The following is a 15,784-nucleotide window of genomic DNA, read 5'->3' as shown; positions in this document are numbered from 1 at the left end:
CCTCCTATTCGCACGCTGGTAAGGCACCTTTTGCCCGAAAGTGTGCACTTCGAGCTTGAAGTCCCGGTGGATGTCAGAGTGAGGTCTCGACATCTTTTGGGAAGGAATAGATCGCATGCGTAAAAACGCCGCATTCTTGGCCGTGGCCACCGTCGTCACCCTGGCTCTCGCCACACCCGCCGCGGCCACCGCGTCCGAAGGTGAATTCACTTACTGGCACTACGGCGACAACGGCGAACTCCAGAGTGTCACGCTGGAAGATCCGCCCAGTGGCGATTGCTTCGATCTTCCGGAACTCACGGATGCCGCCGACGACTACGCCTTCCGGTCGTTCAACCAGACCGACTCGGCCGCCACGGTATTCAAGGGCGACGGTTGCCAAGGCGACTCTTTCGTCCTCGACGTCGGCGCACGTGGATCGGACGGGCTCTTGTTCAGGTCGGTGATCTTCGACTAGCAGACACGTTCCGCTCGGCCGCTCGCACCAGATCCTCACGCTTCGCCGGGTAGTCGACACCGGCAAGGTGCTTCTGGAGTTCGATCGGGTTCGGCTTGCTCACGAGGATCTCCTTTCGCTGGGTGACCAGTCCCGGCTACCCGGCTGAGGGGCGGTCACACCCGAATCGCGGTTCGCGCGAATCGGGCCGTCAGGGCGACGCGCCGAGCCCACCACCACCCCGAGTAGCGCCTCGGCCTTCAGATAGCCGAACTGACGCGAGTCGTAGCTGTCCTCGGGGTTGTCACCGACGACGACGAACCGGCCGGGCGGCACGAGCGGCTCCTGGTATCCCCACAGCACCGGCACTTCGGCGCGCGGGACCCGGTCTCCGGGCCCGGCCAGCACCCGCTTGATCATCCAGGAACGCCGTTCCTCGCGCGGCCTGGCGAACACGACGAGATCGCCCCGTTTGAGCGACCGCGCGGCCACCCGGCGAACCAGCACCCGGTCGCCGGGCCGCAGTGTCGGCAGCATGCTGGTGCCCTTCACGATGACGCGCACGAGCCGGAAGCGCAGCACGGCCAGGGCGACGGCGACCACCGCCGCGAGGACCACCACGACAGTGCTCACGGAAGTGCCACCTCCTCGTGGTATCCCTTGGCCTGCAACGTGTACAGCCGGTGGTACACCCCGCGGGCCGCGATCAGCCCGTGGTGGTCGCCCAGTTCGGTGATCCGCCCGCCGGACAGCACGGCGATCACGTCGGCGTCGCGCACCGCGCCCAGCCGGTGGGAGATCAGCACGCTGGTCCGGTCGGCCCGGTGCGCGCGCAGCCGGGTGTGCACGTCGTGTTCGGCCTCGGCGTCCAGGCCCGCGCTCGGTTCGTCCAGGATGAGCAGATCACGTTGGTCCCGAAGGAAAGCGCGTGCCAGCGCGAGCCGTTGCAGTTGCCCGCCGGAGAGCACCACACCGGTCGACGGGTCGTCCCGGTCGACGTTGTCGGTGAAGATCCGGCTGAGCATCGTCTCGTATCCACGAGGCAGCGCCTCGATGAATTCGTGCGCACCCGCCCGCCGGGCCGCCCCTCGCAGCCGTGGCTCGTCGGCGAGCGCGTCGAGATCACCGACCGCGATGTTCTCCGCCGCGGTCAGGTCGTAGTCCATGTAGTCCTGGAACACCGCGCCGACGCGGGTGCGCAGCTCGTCCGGGTCGAACTCGCGGAGATCGACGCCGTCCCAGTGGATCGAGCCGCGGTCCGGGTCGTAGAGCCGGCACAGCAGCTTGATCACCGTGGACTTGCCGGCGCCGTTGTGCCCGACCAGCGCCAGCGCACGCCCGGCCGGAATGGTCAAGGTGACGCCGCGCAGCACCCACGGGTGGTCTTCGCTGTAGCGGAACCACACGTCGCGCAGCTCGATGCCCCGGCGCAGCGGTGGCACCGGCACCGGTGCCGGTGCCACCGGCAGGTCGCCGGTCACGGCGGTGACGAACACGTAGTGGTCGAACAGAAGCAGCGCCTGGTGCATCCGGGCGGCCTGGTCGACACCGGCCGCGAGCGCGGCCTGGATCCCGGCCACCGCCGCGACGAACACGGCCAGGTCCCCGACGCTCACCACGCCGCGCGAGGCCGCGCCCACGACCCAGAACAACCCGTAGCCGGCGATCCCGGCGGACAGCACCGCGAGCAGCCCCTGCACCCGCAGCTCCCGGCGGTCCAGGGTTCGTTCGGCGCCGTAGATCCCGCGCAGCTCGGTCACCATCCGGGTGCGGAAGAACCGGCCGAGCCCGAACAACCGGACCTCCTTGGCCGCGCGCGGACCGGACAGCAGCTGCGCGTAGAACAGTTCGCGCCGCTGCGCCGGCTCGACCTCCCACATCATCCGGGCCCGCTGTCGCGCCAGCGTGAACTCGGCGACCCCGACCGGAAGCGCGCCGATCAGCACGATCACCGTCACGAACGGCCCGATCAGCAGCAGTGACACGGCGAAGCCGGCCACGGTGATCGCGCCCCGGACCAGTTCCACCGCGCCGGACAGCACCGACGGCGGACTGGCCCGGCCCGCGTCGACGGCCAGCTGCAGCCGGTCGTGGAAATCCGGGTCCTCGAGCCTGCGCAGACCTCGAAGTCGTTCCAGCGCGCCGAAAAGCCGGTCGCGGGCGAGGATCCCGACCGACCGGTCGAGTTCGGCGCGCAGGTACCGCTCCACGTTCGGCAGCACGGCGGCGCACACACCGACCACGATCAGCGCGAGGGCGAGGCTCACGAACGACCGGCCGGAGCCGGCCGCGATCCCGTCCAGGACGATCCTCGTCAGCCACGCCACCACCACCGGCGCGGCACCGGCCAGCACCGCGACCGCGAGCTGACCCGTCGCCGCGGCCGGGTTGGCGGCGAACGCGAGCACGATCGCGGCGCGCAGGTGGCGGATCCCGGACCGAGCCGGATCGACTGCGCTCATGCGGGCTGATGCTGCGGGAGATCCGCCACCGTATGCGAGGCCTGCATCACCGAACCGTCCACGACCACGACGAACGCCGGGTAGCCGCGCGTCTTGAAGGCTTTCTGGACCGGGCCGGTCAGCTCGGGTTCGGTGACGATCCGGCCGAGCCCGCTGAGGGCCGAATGGTACTTCGCGCCACCGGTCTCGCTGGTGATCACGATGAGCGTCCGTTCGGGACCACCGGGAAAGGTCCTCGTGTACTCGACAAAGGGCGCCAGCTCCTGCTCGCACGCCGGGCAGTCGGGGGAGAAGAACGCCACCAGGTTCGCTCCGGCGAGGTCGTCGGACGACATGACCGTACCGTCCACAGTGGACGCAGTGAACGGTGCGACCAGTTCGCCTGGTTCGGCGATGGCCGTCTCCCCGGGCGCGGACTGCAACGCGGTCAGCCGGGCGGTGTGATCGCGCAGTCGCCGGATGACGCCGAGGGTGAGCACGAGGTCGAGCAGGCACAGTATCCCGACGAGCGCGACGGCGACGGACAGGACGGTCATGAGGGAATCCCTTCGTGATGGGGCGGAGGCGGCGGCATACCCAGGAACAGGTCGGCGAGAGCGTCGAAGCTGATCACCAGCAGGGCCACGACGACCCCGGCGACGGCGGCCAGGCCCAGAGCGGCCAGGTCATTCCCGTCGCCGTCGTGACCGGGCAGGACGAACGCGAGGACGGCGAGCACGATCAGCACTGCGTTGCGCACCAGATGGCGCGCGCCCACGGGAGTGGACGAGCCGCCGAAGCACCGGCACGACGCCGTGACACCACGGTGCAGGGCGGTGGCGATGGCCACCGTGAACGCCGTGACCAGTGCGCCGGCCGCCAGCAGCCCGGCGGTCGCCGTGTCCGGCACGGCCAGCCCCACGACGATGACGAACTCGGCGGCGACCACCGCGGCGGCGAGTGGGGTGCCGTGACCGCGTGCGGCGGGTACCAGTTCAATGGTGGCCCGGCGGAATGCCGCGAACGAGGTCCGATTCCGGGATTTGGAGATCGCGGACACCGCGAACACCACGATCAACGCGCAGCGGCAGCCGAATACGACGTAGGACATCATTCTCCCGACGGGGAAGGGGCGGCGGAAGGTGTCCACCGCCCCGGACACGGAAATCAGCCGCCGCAACAACTTTCGGCCATCTGGCAACTGCCGCACACGCCGTTGCAACAACGGCGATACCGTTGGATGCAGTTCAGGCAACCGCCGCAGTTCGGATAAGTGCACGCCGCGGTGGTCGCGGCGTCGGCGACGATCGGGACGAACACCCCCAGAATGCGCTCGCCCAGTCGTTCCATCAGTGTGACCATCGGATCCTCCCGGTCAGCAGTCGAGCAGAAGGTGACAGCCGCACCCCGGACACGAGCGGTACCTGGCCTGGTGGTTCAGGCAGTAACAGAAGATCTGCCCCTGTGCTCCCGCACCACCCGCCTGGGCCTCGACGACCGGAACGACCTTGCCGAGCAGCCGTTCGCCGAGCTTGCTCAATTTCGCGATCATGTGCACTCCCTTCCGGTGGGGAATGCACCACTTCGAATTCCCATGGTTCCTCCTCCGGTCGAGCGTGATCCGGTCATTCCGGATCCGCTGCCGGCCTCACGCAACCACGAGCCGCTAACTTTTCGCTAAGGGCGCATGAGTGTCCACAAGGGACGGTCGTTGACGGCGCTCCCGCTCGCGGGTGCGGCCTTGCCGACCCGGGGCGAAGAACTGGGCGAAGGTTTCGCCGACGCGTCAGGCGTTCACCGCCGCCGTTTCCCGCGCCGGGCGGATCCGGCTCAGCTGCAGGAGGCTGAAGCCGAACAGCAGGACGCCGAGCGGGACGTGCACGGCCGTCACGTGCGCGAGCCCGAGGAACACCTGCACCAGCGTGAGGCCGAGGAACACGGCCGCGGGCAGGATCGGCTTGGGCGAGCCGCCGCCCGGCCGCCACACGAGGATCGCGACGAGCACGTGCAGCACCGCCACGATGAACAGCGTGTAGGACGTGGCGCTGTGCAGGGTGTGGCCGCTCGGCATGGTCAGCAGGAGACCGGCGGTGATCGGGGTGAGGAAGACGGCCAGGGTCTGCACGGCGATCGCGACGCGCAACGGGGTCGGCATGGGGAACTCCTTCGGATGGTCGTGTCGCCACCTGGACGAGGGAGCCGCCGGAAACGTGACAGGGTCACTCACGAGACTTGACATGCAGCCGTGCGGCTGCCTAATGTAAAAGGCAGCCGCGCGGCTGCATATTGGAGAGAGCGACATGGACGAGGTCTTCAAGGCGCTGGCCGACGCCAGTCGTCGCCGGTTGCTCGACGACCTGAACGCCCGCAACGGCCAGACCCTGCGCGAACTGTGCGCGGGGCTGGACATGGCGCGGCAGTCGGTCAGCAAGCATCTGGCCGTGCTGGAGGCGGCCAATCTGGTGACCACGGTGCGGCGTGGCCGCGAGAAGTTGCACTACGTGAACGCGGAACCGATCAACGCGATCGCCGAGCGCTGGATCGACCGGTACCACCAGGGCCGGGTCGACGCGCTCGCCGACCTCAAGAAGGCATTGGAGCAGGAACCCATGAGCACCGACGAATTCGTGTACACCAGCTACATCAAGACGACGCCCGAGCGGCTCTGGCGGGCGCTGACCGACCCGGTCTTCACCAAGCAGTACTGGGGCTGCGAGTTCACTTCGGACTGGAAGACCGGGTCGACCATGGCCTGGGAACAGCTCGGCGTGAAACTGGAGGACCCCGAGCAGGTCATCCTCGAATCCGACCCGTACCGGCGGCTTTCCTACACCTGGCACACCTTCACCCCGGAGTTCGCCAAGTCGGTGGGGCTCGACGACGACGTGTCGGCGAAGCTCGCGGCCGAGTCGCGCTCCAAGGTGACGTTCGATCTGGAGCCGGTCGGTGACACGGTGAAGCTCACCGTCGTGCACGACGGTTTCGATCAGGGCAGCACCGCGCTGGAGATGGTCAAGGGCGGTTGGCCGTCGATCCTGTCGAGCCTCAAGACGCTGCTCGAGACCGGCGAGCCGCTGCCCGAACCCGCGTAAGTGGGTCGACGGCGCCGGGGGCGATCGGGCAGGATCCGGATGTGCCCCTGGAGATCGCCTGCGACGAGTCCGGGTCCGAGGGCGAAAAGCTGATCGGCGGCCAGACCGACGTGTTCGCGCACGCGGGGGTCCGGCTGAGCACCGAAGAGGCCGCGGCCTGCCTGGTCGAGCTGCGCCGCCGGATCCGTTCGCCCGCGCTCGAATACAAGGCCAATCACCTGCTCCGCACGAAACACCGGCGGGTGCTCGAATGGTTCCTCGGCCCGCTGGGGCCGCTCCATGGTCGCGCGCATGTGTACCTCGTGGACAAGAAACTGCTGCTGGCGAACGAACTCCGTGGACTGCTCGGCCGGGATCTCCCGCCGGACGAACGACTTCTGGCCGCGTTCAACGACGTGCTGCGGACCAGGAACCGGCGGGATCCCGCGAGCGGGTCGTTCTTCGCGATGGCCGGCGACAGCGCGGAACTGCGGGCGAAGGTGGCCGAGTTGCGTGACGCCAAGGTCCTCGATCCCCTGGTCCCCGCGATCCTCCGCGCCGTCGGACGCTGGAGCGAGGACGGCGAACAGGTCTTCCTCGTCCACGACGAACAGCCGTCGCTCAGGGGGGAGCGGCTCGCCGAAATCGAGTCGAGTCCGGGGCTGGCCGGGCTGAAGTTCGTGGATTCGCGGACCGATCCCCGGGTGCAGGTGGCCGATTTCCTGGTCGGTGTCGCACGGCGGATCGCCGAGGACGAACTCAACGGAAACGGTGACGCGATCCTGACCGCGCTTCTCGCGCCCTATATCGACCAGAAGTCACTCTGGAACTGATTCACTCGATGGTGCGCGGAATCGCTCGGGTGGCCGTTGCCCGGCGCGGCGGGCGGCTGGAAATGTCGAGACGTATTCGACATCCGCCCGGGAGGCAGTCGCAGATGCAGGCTTTCACCTTGCCCGAGTTCTACGTACCGCATCCGGCACGGATCAATCCGCACCTCGAAGCGGCACGGACGCACAGCATGGCGTGGGCGAGGGAGATGGGCATGCTCGATTCGCCCGCGCCGTCCGGTGACGTCGTGTGGACCGAGCAGGCGCTGGCCAAGATGGATTACGCGCTGCTCTGCGCGCACACTCATCCGGACTGTGACGGGCCGTCCCTCGATCTGGTCACCGACTGGTACGTATGGGTGTTCTTCTTCGATGACGATTTCCTCGCGCAATTCAAGTACACCCGGAACACCGAAGGCGCGAAAGCCTATTTGGACCGACTGGAACTGTTCATGACCGGGCCGGGGGAAACACCACCGGAACCGGAGAACCCGGCCGAAGCCGGACTCAAGGACCTTTGGGCACGCACCATTCCCTCGATGTCGGAGGCGTGGCGACGGCGATTCGTCACCAGTACGCACAACCTGATGGTCGAATCGCTCTGGGAACTGGACAATATCGACCGCGGCCGGATCGCGAACCCCATCGAATACCTCCAGATGCGGCGGCGCGTCGGCGGGGCGCCCTGGTCGGCCAACCTGATCGAATACGCCGTCGGCGCCGAAGTGCCGGACAAGGTCGCGGCGACCAGGCCGATGGAGGTCCTGCGCGACACCTTCGCGGACGCCGTCCACCTGCGCAACGACCTCTTCTCCTACCAACGCGAAGTGCGTGAAGAGGGCGAGAACTCCAACGCCGTCCTCGTCTTCGAGACCTTCCTCGACTGCTCGACGCAGGAGGCCGCCGACCTCACCAACGACCTGCTGACCTCGCGGCTGCAGCAGTTCGAGAACACCGCGCTCGTCGAGGTGCCCGCGCTGCTGGTCGAACACGACGTCCCGCTGCCGGATCAGATCGGGATCGGCCACTACGTCAAGGGCCTGCAGGACTGGCAGTCCGGCGGGCACGAGTGGCACGCGAAATCCAGCCGGTACATGAACGAGGGCCCGGTCTCCGGCGCGAACGGCCCGCTCGGCGGGCCGACGGGGCTCGGCACGGAGTCGCTGCGGTTCTCACCGAACCGGCTCGGGCTGGTCCAACGGACGCGGCAGCAGGCTCCCCCGCCGTTCGCTCCGGTGGGACACCTGCCGCTGCCGGAATTCCGCATGCCGTACCCCGTCCGCACCAGCCCGCATCTCGCCGCCGCCCGCGAGTACGCGCCGGGCTGGGCACGGGAGATGGGGATGTTCGGCCCGGTACCCGGTGTCGCACTCGGGGTCTGGGACGAACGCCGGATGCGCGGTATCGACCTGCCGCACTGCGCCGCGATGATCCACCCGGACTCGGACTTCGAGGAGCTCAAGCTGTCGTCGGACTGGCTGACCTGGGGCACCTACGGCGACGACTACTTCCCGTTGATCTTCGGGATGCGGCGGGACCCTGTCGCGGCGAAGTTCTGCAGCGACCGGCTTTCGCTGTTCATGCCGCTCGACGGCGAGCCGGTGCCCGAACCGGCGAACCCGGTCGAACGCGGGCTCGCCGACCTGTGGAGCCGCACCGCGGGATCACTGAGCCCGTCCGCGCGCGCGGACTTCCGGGCGGACGTCGAGAGGATGACCGAGAGCTGGGTCTGGGAGGTGGCGAACCAGGCGCAGAACCGCGTGCCCGATCCGGTCGACTACGTGGAGATGCGGCGGCGGACGTTCGGTTCGGACCTCACGAAGAGCCTCGCGCGGCTGCGGACCGGCGACGTGATCCCGCCGGAGCTGCACCGGAACCGGGTCCTGTTCGAACTCGACACGGCGGCGGAGGACTACGCGGCGTTCACCAACGACCTGTTCTCGTACCGGAAGGAGATCGAGTACGAAGGCGAAGTCCACAACCTCGTCTACGTCATCGAGCGCTTCCTGGCCGTGGACAGGCTCCAGGCCCGCGACATCACCGCGCGGCTGATGAACGCGCGGATGGAGCAGTTCGAACAGCTCGCGGACGAGGGGCTGCCGCGGATGTGCGACGACCTCGGACTCGACGAGGAGGTCCGCGCGGCACTGACCCGGTACGCGGACAACCTGAAGAACTGGATGTCCGGAATCCTGGAATGGCACCGGAAATGCGTGCGGTACCGGCAGAAGGTGCCGGTACCGGGACTCGTGAGTGGTAATGACGGTTCTAACCGTCATTACCACTCACGAGTCGTCAGAACGCCGTAAGGATGATCCGCGCGGTACGCGGGTCGCCGTCGTGCACCAGCGATTCGAAGTGCCCGACGTCGTCGAAGGCGAAGCCGTACGCCTTGCCGTCGACCATCTGCTCGTGCACGATCCGCGAGTAGTGGTCGGTCACGGACTGCTTGTAGAACTGGCTCGCGTCGTAGGTCGGCTGGGTGTGCAGCGAACCGAGCGTCGACCGGTGCAGCGCCGCGCACAGCGTCCGCGCGATCGGCCCGACCACCTGGTCGTTCGGTGCCTGCAGCCGCCCGTCACAGTTGAAGACGTCGCGTGTGCTCGGCTTGCCGAACGACGCGACCGTCGCCCCCGAGGTGTCCGTGAACCGCATGACGTCGTCCCCGCCGGTGCGGCCGGTGAACTTCTTGCCGGGTTCGGCTTCGAAGGGGACCACGGTCAGCGGGGTCGACTTGTAGGTGTTCCAGGCGTTCGTGACGTAGCCGTCGAGGTAGTTCCCGCTGAACTTGCCGGAGTCGAGCCCCTTGCCCGGGGCGAGGACCCGCAGCCGGTTGTAGGCGAGGTTCGAGAAACCTTGCTGCCCTAGGACGGCGTTGAAGATGTTCTCGCGGCCGTTCGCCTTGAGGCGTCCGGCTTCCTTGCTGACCCCGGCGCCGTTGGTCAGCCCGACGGCGTGCGGGACGCTGAACATGTCCACCTGTGAGCTGTTGATGAACAGACCAGCGTTGTCGTAGGTGAATTCGCTCCAGTCGAACAGGATGTCCCGATTCGGATCGCCGCCCGCCCAGGGCGCGGGCTGGACCAGTCCGTCCGGGGTCAGGAAGAACTTGATCTTCTGCCCGAACGACATGTAGACGCGGCCCGAGAGCATCCGCGGGATCCGCAGCGTGGTCGAACCGCCGTTGCCGGGACCGGCGATCGCGACGTCCGGCGCGGGGCTCGGGGGGTTCGCGCCCGGCGGCCACGGGGTGAAGGCGCCGCCCGCGGTGACATACCCGAGCTTGCCGGTGTTGAGGTTCGTGCCGAGCACGTAGAGGTGGACCGCGTCGGAGCGGTTCGAATTGTTGGTGACGGTCAGCGGCAACGGATCGGGACCGGCGGCGACCGCGCTGGGCGTCGAAAGCGCCGAAACCCCGGTGACGACGGGGAGGACGACCGCCAACGCGGTCAGAACGCGCCGGATCTTCTTACGGATGCGCACAGTGCACTCACTCCTCGGCTGAATCCCGCCGCGGAGCGCGAACGCGCCACGGCGGTGCTTGCGGATGTCGACCGGGGGCGCGTTCCCGGCCTGGGTGTGACCCTGGCGAGGGGTCTCAGCACGGAAAGTTACGTCGCGAGTGACAACATGTCTAGACCAACGGTGGGAACCTGTCCGGTTTCAGGACCCGGCGGACAATCGGTCGCGGACTTTCGTCGATTGAGGTGGCCGGATTCCTCGACTACCGTGGTGCGCGTTCCGTCCTGGACCTCGGCGGCCGGTTTACTCATCCGAGGGGAGCGGGACATGGACGGCGGCGACGATTTTCCGGTGCGAAGAACCAGCGAGGGCGAGCCGTGGATCTCCCCCGCCGGCTGGGACGACCTCGCCAAGGCCGCGGCGGCCGGCGAGCCGCACGGCATGGACGATCTCATGGCCGCCCTCTCGCCATGGGCACGGCAGTACGCCGAAACCCGGCTCGGCGGCCGCGACCTGACCTATCTCGAACCGGCCGACGTCGCGCAGGAGATCTGTCTCGCGGTCTTCGTCGCGCTGCCCGGGTACGCCCGGCGCGGCGGTTCCTTCCTGTTCCTCGTGCGGGCCATCGCGGCGAACAAGGTCGCCGACGTCTTCCGGAAGGCGGCGCGGAGCAAACAGGTGCTGACCGGTGACCTGCCGGAGCATCCGGCCGTCGCCGCGGAGGAACCGGAGCAGCGCGCCCTGCGGACCGATCTCGGCGTCCGGCTCGGCAGGCTGATGCGGACGCTGCCGCTCTCCCACCGGGAAGTACTGGGGATGCGGGTGATCGGCCAGCTGACGTCGAACGAGACCGCGGCGGCGCTGGGCACGACGTCGTCACGCGTGCGCGTGACCAAACACCGGGCGATCAGCAGGCTGCGCGCCTGCGCTCAGCGCCAGGACGCCTTGAGTTGAATGCGGACCAGCAGCCGGAGAAAGGGATTCTCCCGCTTGGCCCGGGTTTCGAGAATGCGAACGCACATGGCCCCTCCAGAGCTCGCCGTCGGCGCCGTCGCCGAGGGCCGGAGCCACGGACGCCGGTTCCACCCTAGGGGCGGACGCGCGAGCCGAAACCGGCTGAACGGACGATTGGTGTCCACCTTTTCCGTTCCGGTGGGTGAATGCCGACCGGAACGATACCGATTAGCCGCTTGTTCGACCTGGATTGATACCTAAAATAGATAGGTGTTCTCTCTGGAGCAGCTGGTGAGTTTCGTCGCGGTGGCCGAGGAACTGCACTACGGCCGTGCGGCGGAGCGGCTTTCGATGACCCAGCCGCCGTTGAGCAGGCGGATCCAGCTGCTGGAGCGTGAACTGGGGGTCGAGCTTTTCGACCGTACGCACCGTACGGTCCGGCTGACACCCGCCGGACGGGTTTTTCTCGCCGAGGCAAGGAAAATACTGCGTTCGTCGCAAGAGGCGACGCTGTACGTCCGCCGGGCGAAGAAGGGCGAGGTCGGCGTCGTCACGCTCGGTTTCACCGCCACTGCCGCGTATTCGTACCTCGAACGCGTCCTCGCCGCGGCGAACGCCGAAGTGCCGGGCATCGATCTGGTGCTGCGGGAAATGGTGACGTCGGCGCAGGTGGCTGAGTTGCTGGCGGGCGGGATCGACCTCGGCATGATCCGGCCACCGGTGACCGGCGGCGACATCGTGACCCTGCCGCTGTGGCGCGAACCGCTGCTGGCGGCGTTGTCTTCGTCGCATCCTTTGGCGCGGCGCAAGAAGAATCCCGGAATCCGCGACTTCGACGGCGAGCCGTTCATCATGTATTCGCCGTCGGAGGGCCGGTACTTCCACGACATGCTGGTGGCGGTGTTCCGCGCGGCGCGGGTACTGCCGGAGTACACGCAATACCCCAGCCAGGTGCATACGGTGCTGGCGCTGGTCAAGGCGGATCTCGGCGTCGCGCTGGTACCCGCCGCGGCCGCCGCGCTGCGTTTCGAGGGCGTCGTACTCCGCCCGGTGGACGGGATCGAGGGCCGTCCGGTGGAACTGGAACTGATGTGGCGGCGCGGCAACGACAATCCGGCGCTGGGGGCGCTGCTCACCGTCATCGGCGCGCTCGCGCGGCGCAGTCGTCAGTCCACTGTGGATTGATCGGCGGGCCAGGCGTCGCCCCATTCCGCGTCGCGTGCCGCGCGGTAGGCCTGGCCGTGCCGTTTGGTGACAATCGTTTCGGTGAGCCCCGTTTCGGCGCACAGGGTCAGGCTGACCATGCCCTTGCGTTTGACCGGATGCCGCAGGATCCGCCCGCCCGCCCGCTCGGGCGCCGTCCGAGAGGCGACGACGTAGGAGAACTTCTCGTCCTCGAAGCCGAGCGTTCCGGCCTTCAGCTGACGGTGCAGTCCGGTGCGCGGGAGGCGGGCGGAGAAATGGCACCAGTCCTTGCCGCGCGGGATCGGGCAGGCGCCTTCGTGCGGGCAGGGCGCGACCAGGGAGAGACCGAGTTCGACGATTTCGTCGCGCGCCTGGACGATCCGTTCGTAGCCGGCGGGGGTGCCGGGTTCGATCAGCACGAGCATCCCGGCCTTGGCCGAGAGCCAGCGGACGACGTCGGTCCGGCGGGCTTCGGGCAGCTCGCCGAGGACATAGGAGAGGGTCACCAGATCGGCCTCCGGCGCGGGCGCGGCCGGGTCGATCAGCCCGCGTTGCCAGGTCGAGCCGCGAACGGCCGGGCCAGCCGCGTGCTCCGCGAGGCGCCGCCCCAGCGCGATCGCTCCGGCGACCTGCTCGACGACCGTGCTCTTCTCCAGCGAAGGCCATACGTCGGCGGCCGCCCAGATCGCGGCACCGGTGCCGCCGCCGACGTCGATCTGCGTGCGCGGAGCGAATCCGGGAGCGCGAAGGGCCGCTTCGGCGAGAACGGCGTGTACGGCCGCGTAGGTGGCCGGCATCCGGTAGCCCGCGTACGCCGCGATGTCGACTTCAGAGGACAGGATCGGGGCCGTCGCCGGGTTGTTCTCGCGGTAGCGCGAGCTGAGCCGCTCGACGGACTGCGTCAGCCTGTTCTGCGGGTACTTGCCCAGCTCCTCGTCGAGGGCGGAGCGGAGATCTGGGGGGAGTGCGACAGCCACCCGAGAATGGTCCCAGTCGCGCGCAGCGCGTCCTTCGAGGGTGGGCGGTGGGGATGAGGCGGCATCTGACATGTGCGGTTGACCTGGGGTTTTCCGGCTGCTCGAATACTCGCGAAAAAAAGTTCGGGGACCGTGTCGAAACCTGGGGTGCCCGATCGACGCGTAGATGTGGCAGGGACGAGCCCCGCCGGGAACGGAGACGCGAGATGCGGTTCATGGTGATCGTCAAGAGCGACGACAAGACCGACGTGTCCGGTGCTCAGCCGAGCGCCGAGGAGTTGCAGGAGATGGGGAAGTTCAACGAGGAGCTGGTCAAGGCCGGTGTCATGCTCGCGGGCGAGGGACTGCTCCCCAGCTCCGAGGGTGTCCGCCTCCAGTACTCCGGCACGTCCGAGGCCAGGGTCGTCGACGGGCCCTTCGCCGAGAGCAAGGAACTCATCGCGGGTTTCTGGATCCTGCAGGTCAAGGACAAGGCCGAGGTCATCGAGTGGATGAAGCGCGCGCCGTTCCGCGAGGGCGAGATCGAGATCCGCCGGATCGCCGAGATGGAGGACTTCTCCAACGCGACCCCGGAGATCGTCGAGCACGAGCAGAACCTGCGGAAGCAGGCCGAAGCGAACTAGTGGTTGCGGTCGTCGCGCCGACGATGTTGATTGGTCGGCGTGACCGCAACAGCAGACCCCCGTGCCGCGATCGACGCGGTATGGCGGATCGAATCGGCCCGCCTCATCGCCGGCCTCGCGCGGATGACGCGCGACGTCGGCCTCGCGGAGGAACTGGCGCAGGACGCGCTGGTCGCCGCGCTCGAACAGTGGCCTGAGTCGGGCGTCCCGAGGAATCCGGGCGCCTGGCTCATGACCACGGCCAAACGCCGGGCGGTCGACACCTTCCGGCGCAACGAGCGGTACGAGCGGAAACTCGGCGAGATCGGCCGCGAGCAGGAGTTCGAGGAGGAGCCCGACTTCACCGCGGGCCTCGACGACCATATCGAGGACGATCTGCTGCGGCTGGTGTTCACCGCCTGTCACCCGGTGCTCTCGACCGAGGCGAGGGTGGCGCTCACGCTGAAGATGATCGGCGGGCTGCAGACGCACGAGATCGCGCGGGCTTTCCTGGCCAAGGAAACCGCCATCGCGCAACGGATCGTCCGGGCGAAGAAGACGCTCGGCGACGCCAAGGTGCCGTTCGAGGTACCCGAGGGGGCTGACAGGGTCGCCCGTCTGGAGTCGGTGCTCGAAGTCATCTACCTGATCTTCAACGAGGGGTATTCGGCGACGGCGGGCGAGGACTGGATGCGGCCGGCGCTGTGCCAGGAGGCGCTGCGTCTCGGCCGGATCCTGGCCGGGCTCATGCCGAAGGAGCCCGAAGTGCACGGGCTCGTGTCGCTGATGGAGATCCAGGCTTCGCGGTCCGCCGCGCGGGTCGGGCCGAACGGTGAGCCCGTGTTGCTGATGGACCAGGACAGGGCGAAATGGGACAGGCTCCTGATCGGCCGCGGCCTCGCCGCGCTGGACCTCGCCGAATCGCTGGCGGACGGCGCTTTCGGCGTCTACGCGGCGCAGGCCGCCATCGCCGCTTGTCACGCGCGGGCGCGGACGGGCGAGGAGACCGACTGGGGGCGTATCGCCGTCCTGTACGAAGGGCTCGGCAAGCTGAACCCGTCGCCGGTGATCGAACTGAACCGGGCGGTGGCGCTGTCGATGGCCTTCGGGCCGGAGGCGGGGCTCGAGGTCGTCGACAAATTGACGTCCGAGCCCGCGCTGAAGTCCTATCACCTGCTGCCGAGCGTGCGAGGCGACTTCCTGGCGAAGCTCGGGCGCCTCGACGAGGCCCGCGCCGAATTCGAACGGGCGGCGGAGATGACCGGGAACGACGCGGAACGCACCCTGCTGCTCAACCGCGCCGCGGACTGCGCGCCCGGCCCCGACCGCGGTTAGTCCTCTGGATGCGGTACTTGCGCGTGCAACTACCGCATCCAGAGGACGAAACGCGTCAGGCGGGGGTGGGGCGAAGGGCGGTCAGGGCGCGATGCTGCCCCAGCCGGACGGCCTGGACGGAGCAGCCGAGCGCCAGTGCGGTGTCGTCGGCGGAAAGCCCGACGAGCGACCGCAGCACCATGATCTCGCGTTGCTGCCCGGGCAGCCCCGAAAGCGGGTTCGGCAGTTCGGCGGCCGTCCGGTGGAAGTCGTCGACCAGGCGGTGCGTCACGTCGTAGGCGAACCGGAGGAGCACGGTCGCTTCGGCCGCCCTGGCGAGGATCTCCAGGCAGCTGTTCTTCGCGACCGCGTCCGCGGTCTCGTAGGTACCCGCCCGCCGTCCGATCCGTGCGCGGCAATAGCGCACGACAAGGACGCGAACGGCGTCGATGAGCTTCGAGGCTGTCTCCATCCGCCCGCCGGCCTCCTCCGACCGCCGCGAACCGTGTACT

At 68.3% G+C, this 15,784-nt stretch carries 19 protein-coding genes; 8 read left to right on the top strand and 11 right to left on the bottom strand.

All coding sequences use genetic code 11. The annotated features are described in order from the left end of the window. Positions 1-115: 115 nt before the first annotated feature. The gene (locus tag L324_RS33645) at positions 116-457 is read left to right on the top strand and encodes a hypothetical protein (RefSeq protein WP_037318209.1); all 342 of its coding nucleotides are present in this window, start codon (positions 116-118) and stop codon (positions 455-457) included. On the opposite strand, the gene L324_RS41870 is transcribed toward L324_RS33645, so the two are convergent. From L324_RS41870 to L324_RS33615, 8 genes are all read right to left on the bottom strand, one after another. Continuing rightward, entirely contained in the window at positions 435-560 is a 126-nt protein-coding gene (locus L324_RS41870) for a DUF2795 domain-containing protein (protein WP_081736548.1), read from the bottom strand. The genes L324_RS33645 and L324_RS41870 overlap by 23 nt on opposite strands. Beyond that, positions 557-1,069, bottom strand: coding sequence for a signal peptidase I (gene lepB / locus L324_RS33640; RefSeq protein ID WP_051174239.1), 513 nt, complete (start codon positions 1,067-1,069; stop codon positions 557-559). The genes L324_RS41870 and lepB overlap by 4 nt, the downstream gene beginning before the upstream one ends. Continuing rightward, positions 1,066-2,898 (bottom strand): ABC transporter ATP-binding protein, encoded by a 1,833-nt coding sequence (locus L324_RS33635; protein WP_037318207.1) that lies wholly within the window; start codon positions 2,896-2,898, stop codon positions 1,066-1,068. Before L324_RS33635 ends, lepB begins: the two co-directional genes overlap by 4 nt. Further along, entirely contained in the window at positions 2,895-3,434 is a 540-nt protein-coding gene (locus L324_RS33630; protein ID WP_037318205.1) for a thioredoxin domain-containing protein, read from the bottom strand. Before L324_RS33630 ends, L324_RS33635 begins: the two co-directional genes overlap by 4 nt. Further along, entirely contained in the window at positions 3,431-3,988 is a 558-nt protein-coding gene (locus L324_RS33625) for a MauE/DoxX family redox-associated membrane protein (RefSeq protein ID WP_051174264.1), read from the bottom strand. The genes L324_RS33630 and L324_RS33625 overlap by 4 nt, the downstream gene beginning before the upstream one ends. A gap of 56 nt (positions 3,989-4,044) precedes the next feature. Beyond that, positions 4,045-4,239 carry a hypothetical protein gene (locus L324_RS33620; RefSeq protein ID WP_037318203.1) on the bottom strand — a complete coding sequence of 65 codons (195 nt, stop codon included), beginning with the start codon at positions 4,237-4,239 and terminating at the stop codon, positions 4,045-4,047. 13 nt (positions 4,240-4,252) lie between these two features. Continuing rightward, on the bottom strand, positions 4,253-4,429 hold the full coding sequence (locus L324_RS42920) for a hypothetical protein (protein ID WP_161780902.1): 177 nt from the start codon (positions 4,427-4,429) through the stop codon (positions 4,253-4,255). A gap of 234 nt (positions 4,430-4,663) precedes the next feature. Beyond that, positions 4,664-5,032 carry a hypothetical protein gene (locus tag L324_RS33615; RefSeq protein WP_037318201.1) on the bottom strand — a complete coding sequence of 123 codons (369 nt, stop codon included), beginning with the start codon at positions 5,030-5,032 and terminating at the stop codon, positions 4,664-4,666. A gap of 145 nt (positions 5,033-5,177) precedes the next feature. On the opposite strand from L324_RS33615, the gene L324_RS33610 reads away from it, so the two are divergent. From L324_RS33610 to L324_RS33600, 3 genes are all read left to right on the top strand, one after another. Next, a complete protein-coding gene (locus tag L324_RS33610) occupies positions 5,178-5,969 on the top strand; it encodes an ArsR/SmtB family transcription factor (RefSeq protein WP_037318199.1) in 792 nt (263 codons plus the stop codon). Positions 5,970-6,010: 41 nt separating this feature from the next. Beyond that, positions 6,011-6,781: a DUF3800 domain-containing protein gene (locus L324_RS33605; RefSeq protein ID WP_051174237.1), complete on the top strand. Its 771-nt coding sequence runs from the start codon at positions 6,011-6,013 to the stop codon at positions 6,779-6,781. Positions 6,782-6,885: 104 nt separating this feature from the next. Next, a complete protein-coding gene (locus L324_RS33600) occupies positions 6,886-9,087 on the top strand; it encodes a terpene synthase family protein (RefSeq protein WP_051174235.1) in 2,202 nt (733 codons plus the stop codon). Here the strand turns inward: L324_RS33600 and L324_RS33595 are convergent. Beyond that, the gene (locus L324_RS33595; RefSeq protein WP_037318197.1) at positions 9,074-10,261 is read right to left on the bottom strand and encodes a beta-1,3-glucanase family protein; all 1,188 of its coding nucleotides are present in this window, start codon (positions 10,259-10,261) and stop codon (positions 9,074-9,076) included. The two genes, L324_RS33600 and L324_RS33595, sit on opposite strands and share 14 nt — an antisense overlap. Before the next feature lie 330 nt (positions 10,262-10,591). Between L324_RS33595 and L324_RS33590 the strand changes: the two genes are divergently transcribed. Further along, positions 10,592-11,194: a sigma-70 family RNA polymerase sigma factor gene (locus L324_RS33590; protein ID WP_235783720.1), complete on the top strand. Its 603-nt coding sequence runs from the start codon at positions 10,592-10,594 to the stop codon at positions 11,192-11,194. 270 nt (positions 11,195-11,464) lie between these two features. Next, positions 11,465-12,379, top strand: a complete 915-nt coding sequence (locus L324_RS33585; RefSeq protein WP_037318193.1) for a LysR family transcriptional regulator — start codon at positions 11,465-11,467, stop codon at positions 12,377-12,379. Here L324_RS33585 and L324_RS33580 read toward each other — a convergent pair. After that, positions 12,361-13,356, bottom strand: coding sequence for a small ribosomal subunit Rsm22 family protein (locus L324_RS33580; protein ID WP_037318191.1), 996 nt, complete (start codon positions 13,354-13,356; stop codon positions 12,361-12,363). The genes L324_RS33585 and L324_RS33580 overlap by 19 nt on opposite strands. Positions 13,357-13,562: 206 nt before the next feature. Here L324_RS33580 and L324_RS33575 point away from each other — a divergent pair, with 206 nt between their 5' ends. Both L324_RS33575 and L324_RS33570 read left to right on the top strand, forming a co-directional pair. After that, positions 13,563-13,979: a YciI family protein gene (locus L324_RS33575; protein ID WP_037318189.1), complete on the top strand. Its 417-nt coding sequence runs from the start codon at positions 13,563-13,565 to the stop codon at positions 13,977-13,979. A 30-nt stretch (positions 13,980-14,009) separates the two neighbouring features. Beyond that, positions 14,010-15,293 carry an RNA polymerase sigma factor gene (locus tag L324_RS33570; protein ID WP_037318187.1) on the top strand — a complete coding sequence of 428 codons (1,284 nt, stop codon included), beginning with the start codon at positions 14,010-14,012 and terminating at the stop codon, positions 15,291-15,293. 55 nt (positions 15,294-15,348) lie between these two features. On the opposite strand, the gene L324_RS33565 is transcribed toward L324_RS33570, so the two are convergent. Next, on the bottom strand, positions 15,349-15,744 hold the full coding sequence (locus tag L324_RS33565; protein WP_037318184.1) for a sigma factor-like helix-turn-helix DNA-binding protein: 396 nt from the start codon (positions 15,742-15,744) through the stop codon (positions 15,349-15,351). Positions 15,745-15,784 lie beyond the last annotated feature (40 nt).

This window comes from Amycolatopsis orientalis DSM 40040 = KCTC 9412, assembly GCF_000478275.1.
Classification (GTDB): domain Bacteria; phylum Actinomycetota; class Actinomycetes; order Mycobacteriales; family Pseudonocardiaceae; genus Amycolatopsis; species Amycolatopsis orientalis.
Note: the sequence above shows the minus strand (reverse complement) of the source record. Positions and strands in the feature narration are given on the sequence as shown.

Excerpts from the sequence above, each read along its gene's own strand:
- L324_RS33620 (WP_037318203.1), bottom strand. The coding sequence starts at position 4,239 with ATGGTCACACTGATGGAACGACTGGGCGAGCGCATTCTGGGGGTGTTC.
- L324_RS33645 (WP_037318209.1), top strand. The coding sequence starts at position 116 with ATGCGTAAAAACGCCGCATTCTTGGCCGTGGCCACCGTCGTCACCCTG.
- L324_RS33635 (WP_037318207.1), bottom strand. The coding sequence starts at position 2,898 with ATGAGCGCAGTCGATCCGGCTCGGTCCGGGATCCGCCACCTGCGCGCC.
- L324_RS33630 (WP_037318205.1), bottom strand. The coding sequence starts at position 3,434 with ATGACCGTCCTGTCCGTCGCCGTCGCGCTCGTCGGGATACTGTGCCTG.
- L324_RS33615 (WP_037318201.1), bottom strand. The coding sequence starts at position 5,032 with ATGCCGACCCCGTTGCGCGTCGCGATCGCCGTGCAGACCCTGGCCGTC.
- L324_RS33565 (WP_037318184.1), bottom strand. The coding sequence starts at position 15,744 with ATGGAGACAGCCTCGAAGCTCATCGACGCCGTTCGCGTCCTTGTCGTG.
- L324_RS33625 (WP_051174264.1), bottom strand. The coding sequence starts at position 3,988 with ATGTCCTACGTCGTATTCGGCTGCCGCTGCGCGTTGATCGTGGTGTTC.
- L324_RS33575 (WP_037318189.1), top strand. The coding sequence starts at position 13,563 with ATGCGGTTCATGGTGATCGTCAAGAGCGACGACAAGACCGACGTGTCC.
- L324_RS33610 (WP_037318199.1), top strand. The coding sequence starts at position 5,178 with ATGGACGAGGTCTTCAAGGCGCTGGCCGACGCCAGTCGTCGCCGGTTG.
- L324_RS33600 (WP_051174235.1), top strand. The coding sequence starts at position 6,886 with ATGCAGGCTTTCACCTTGCCCGAGTTCTACGTACCGCATCCGGCACGG.
- L324_RS42920 (WP_161780902.1), bottom strand. The coding sequence starts at position 4,429 with ATGATCGCGAAATTGAGCAAGCTCGGCGAACGGCTGCTCGGCAAGGTC.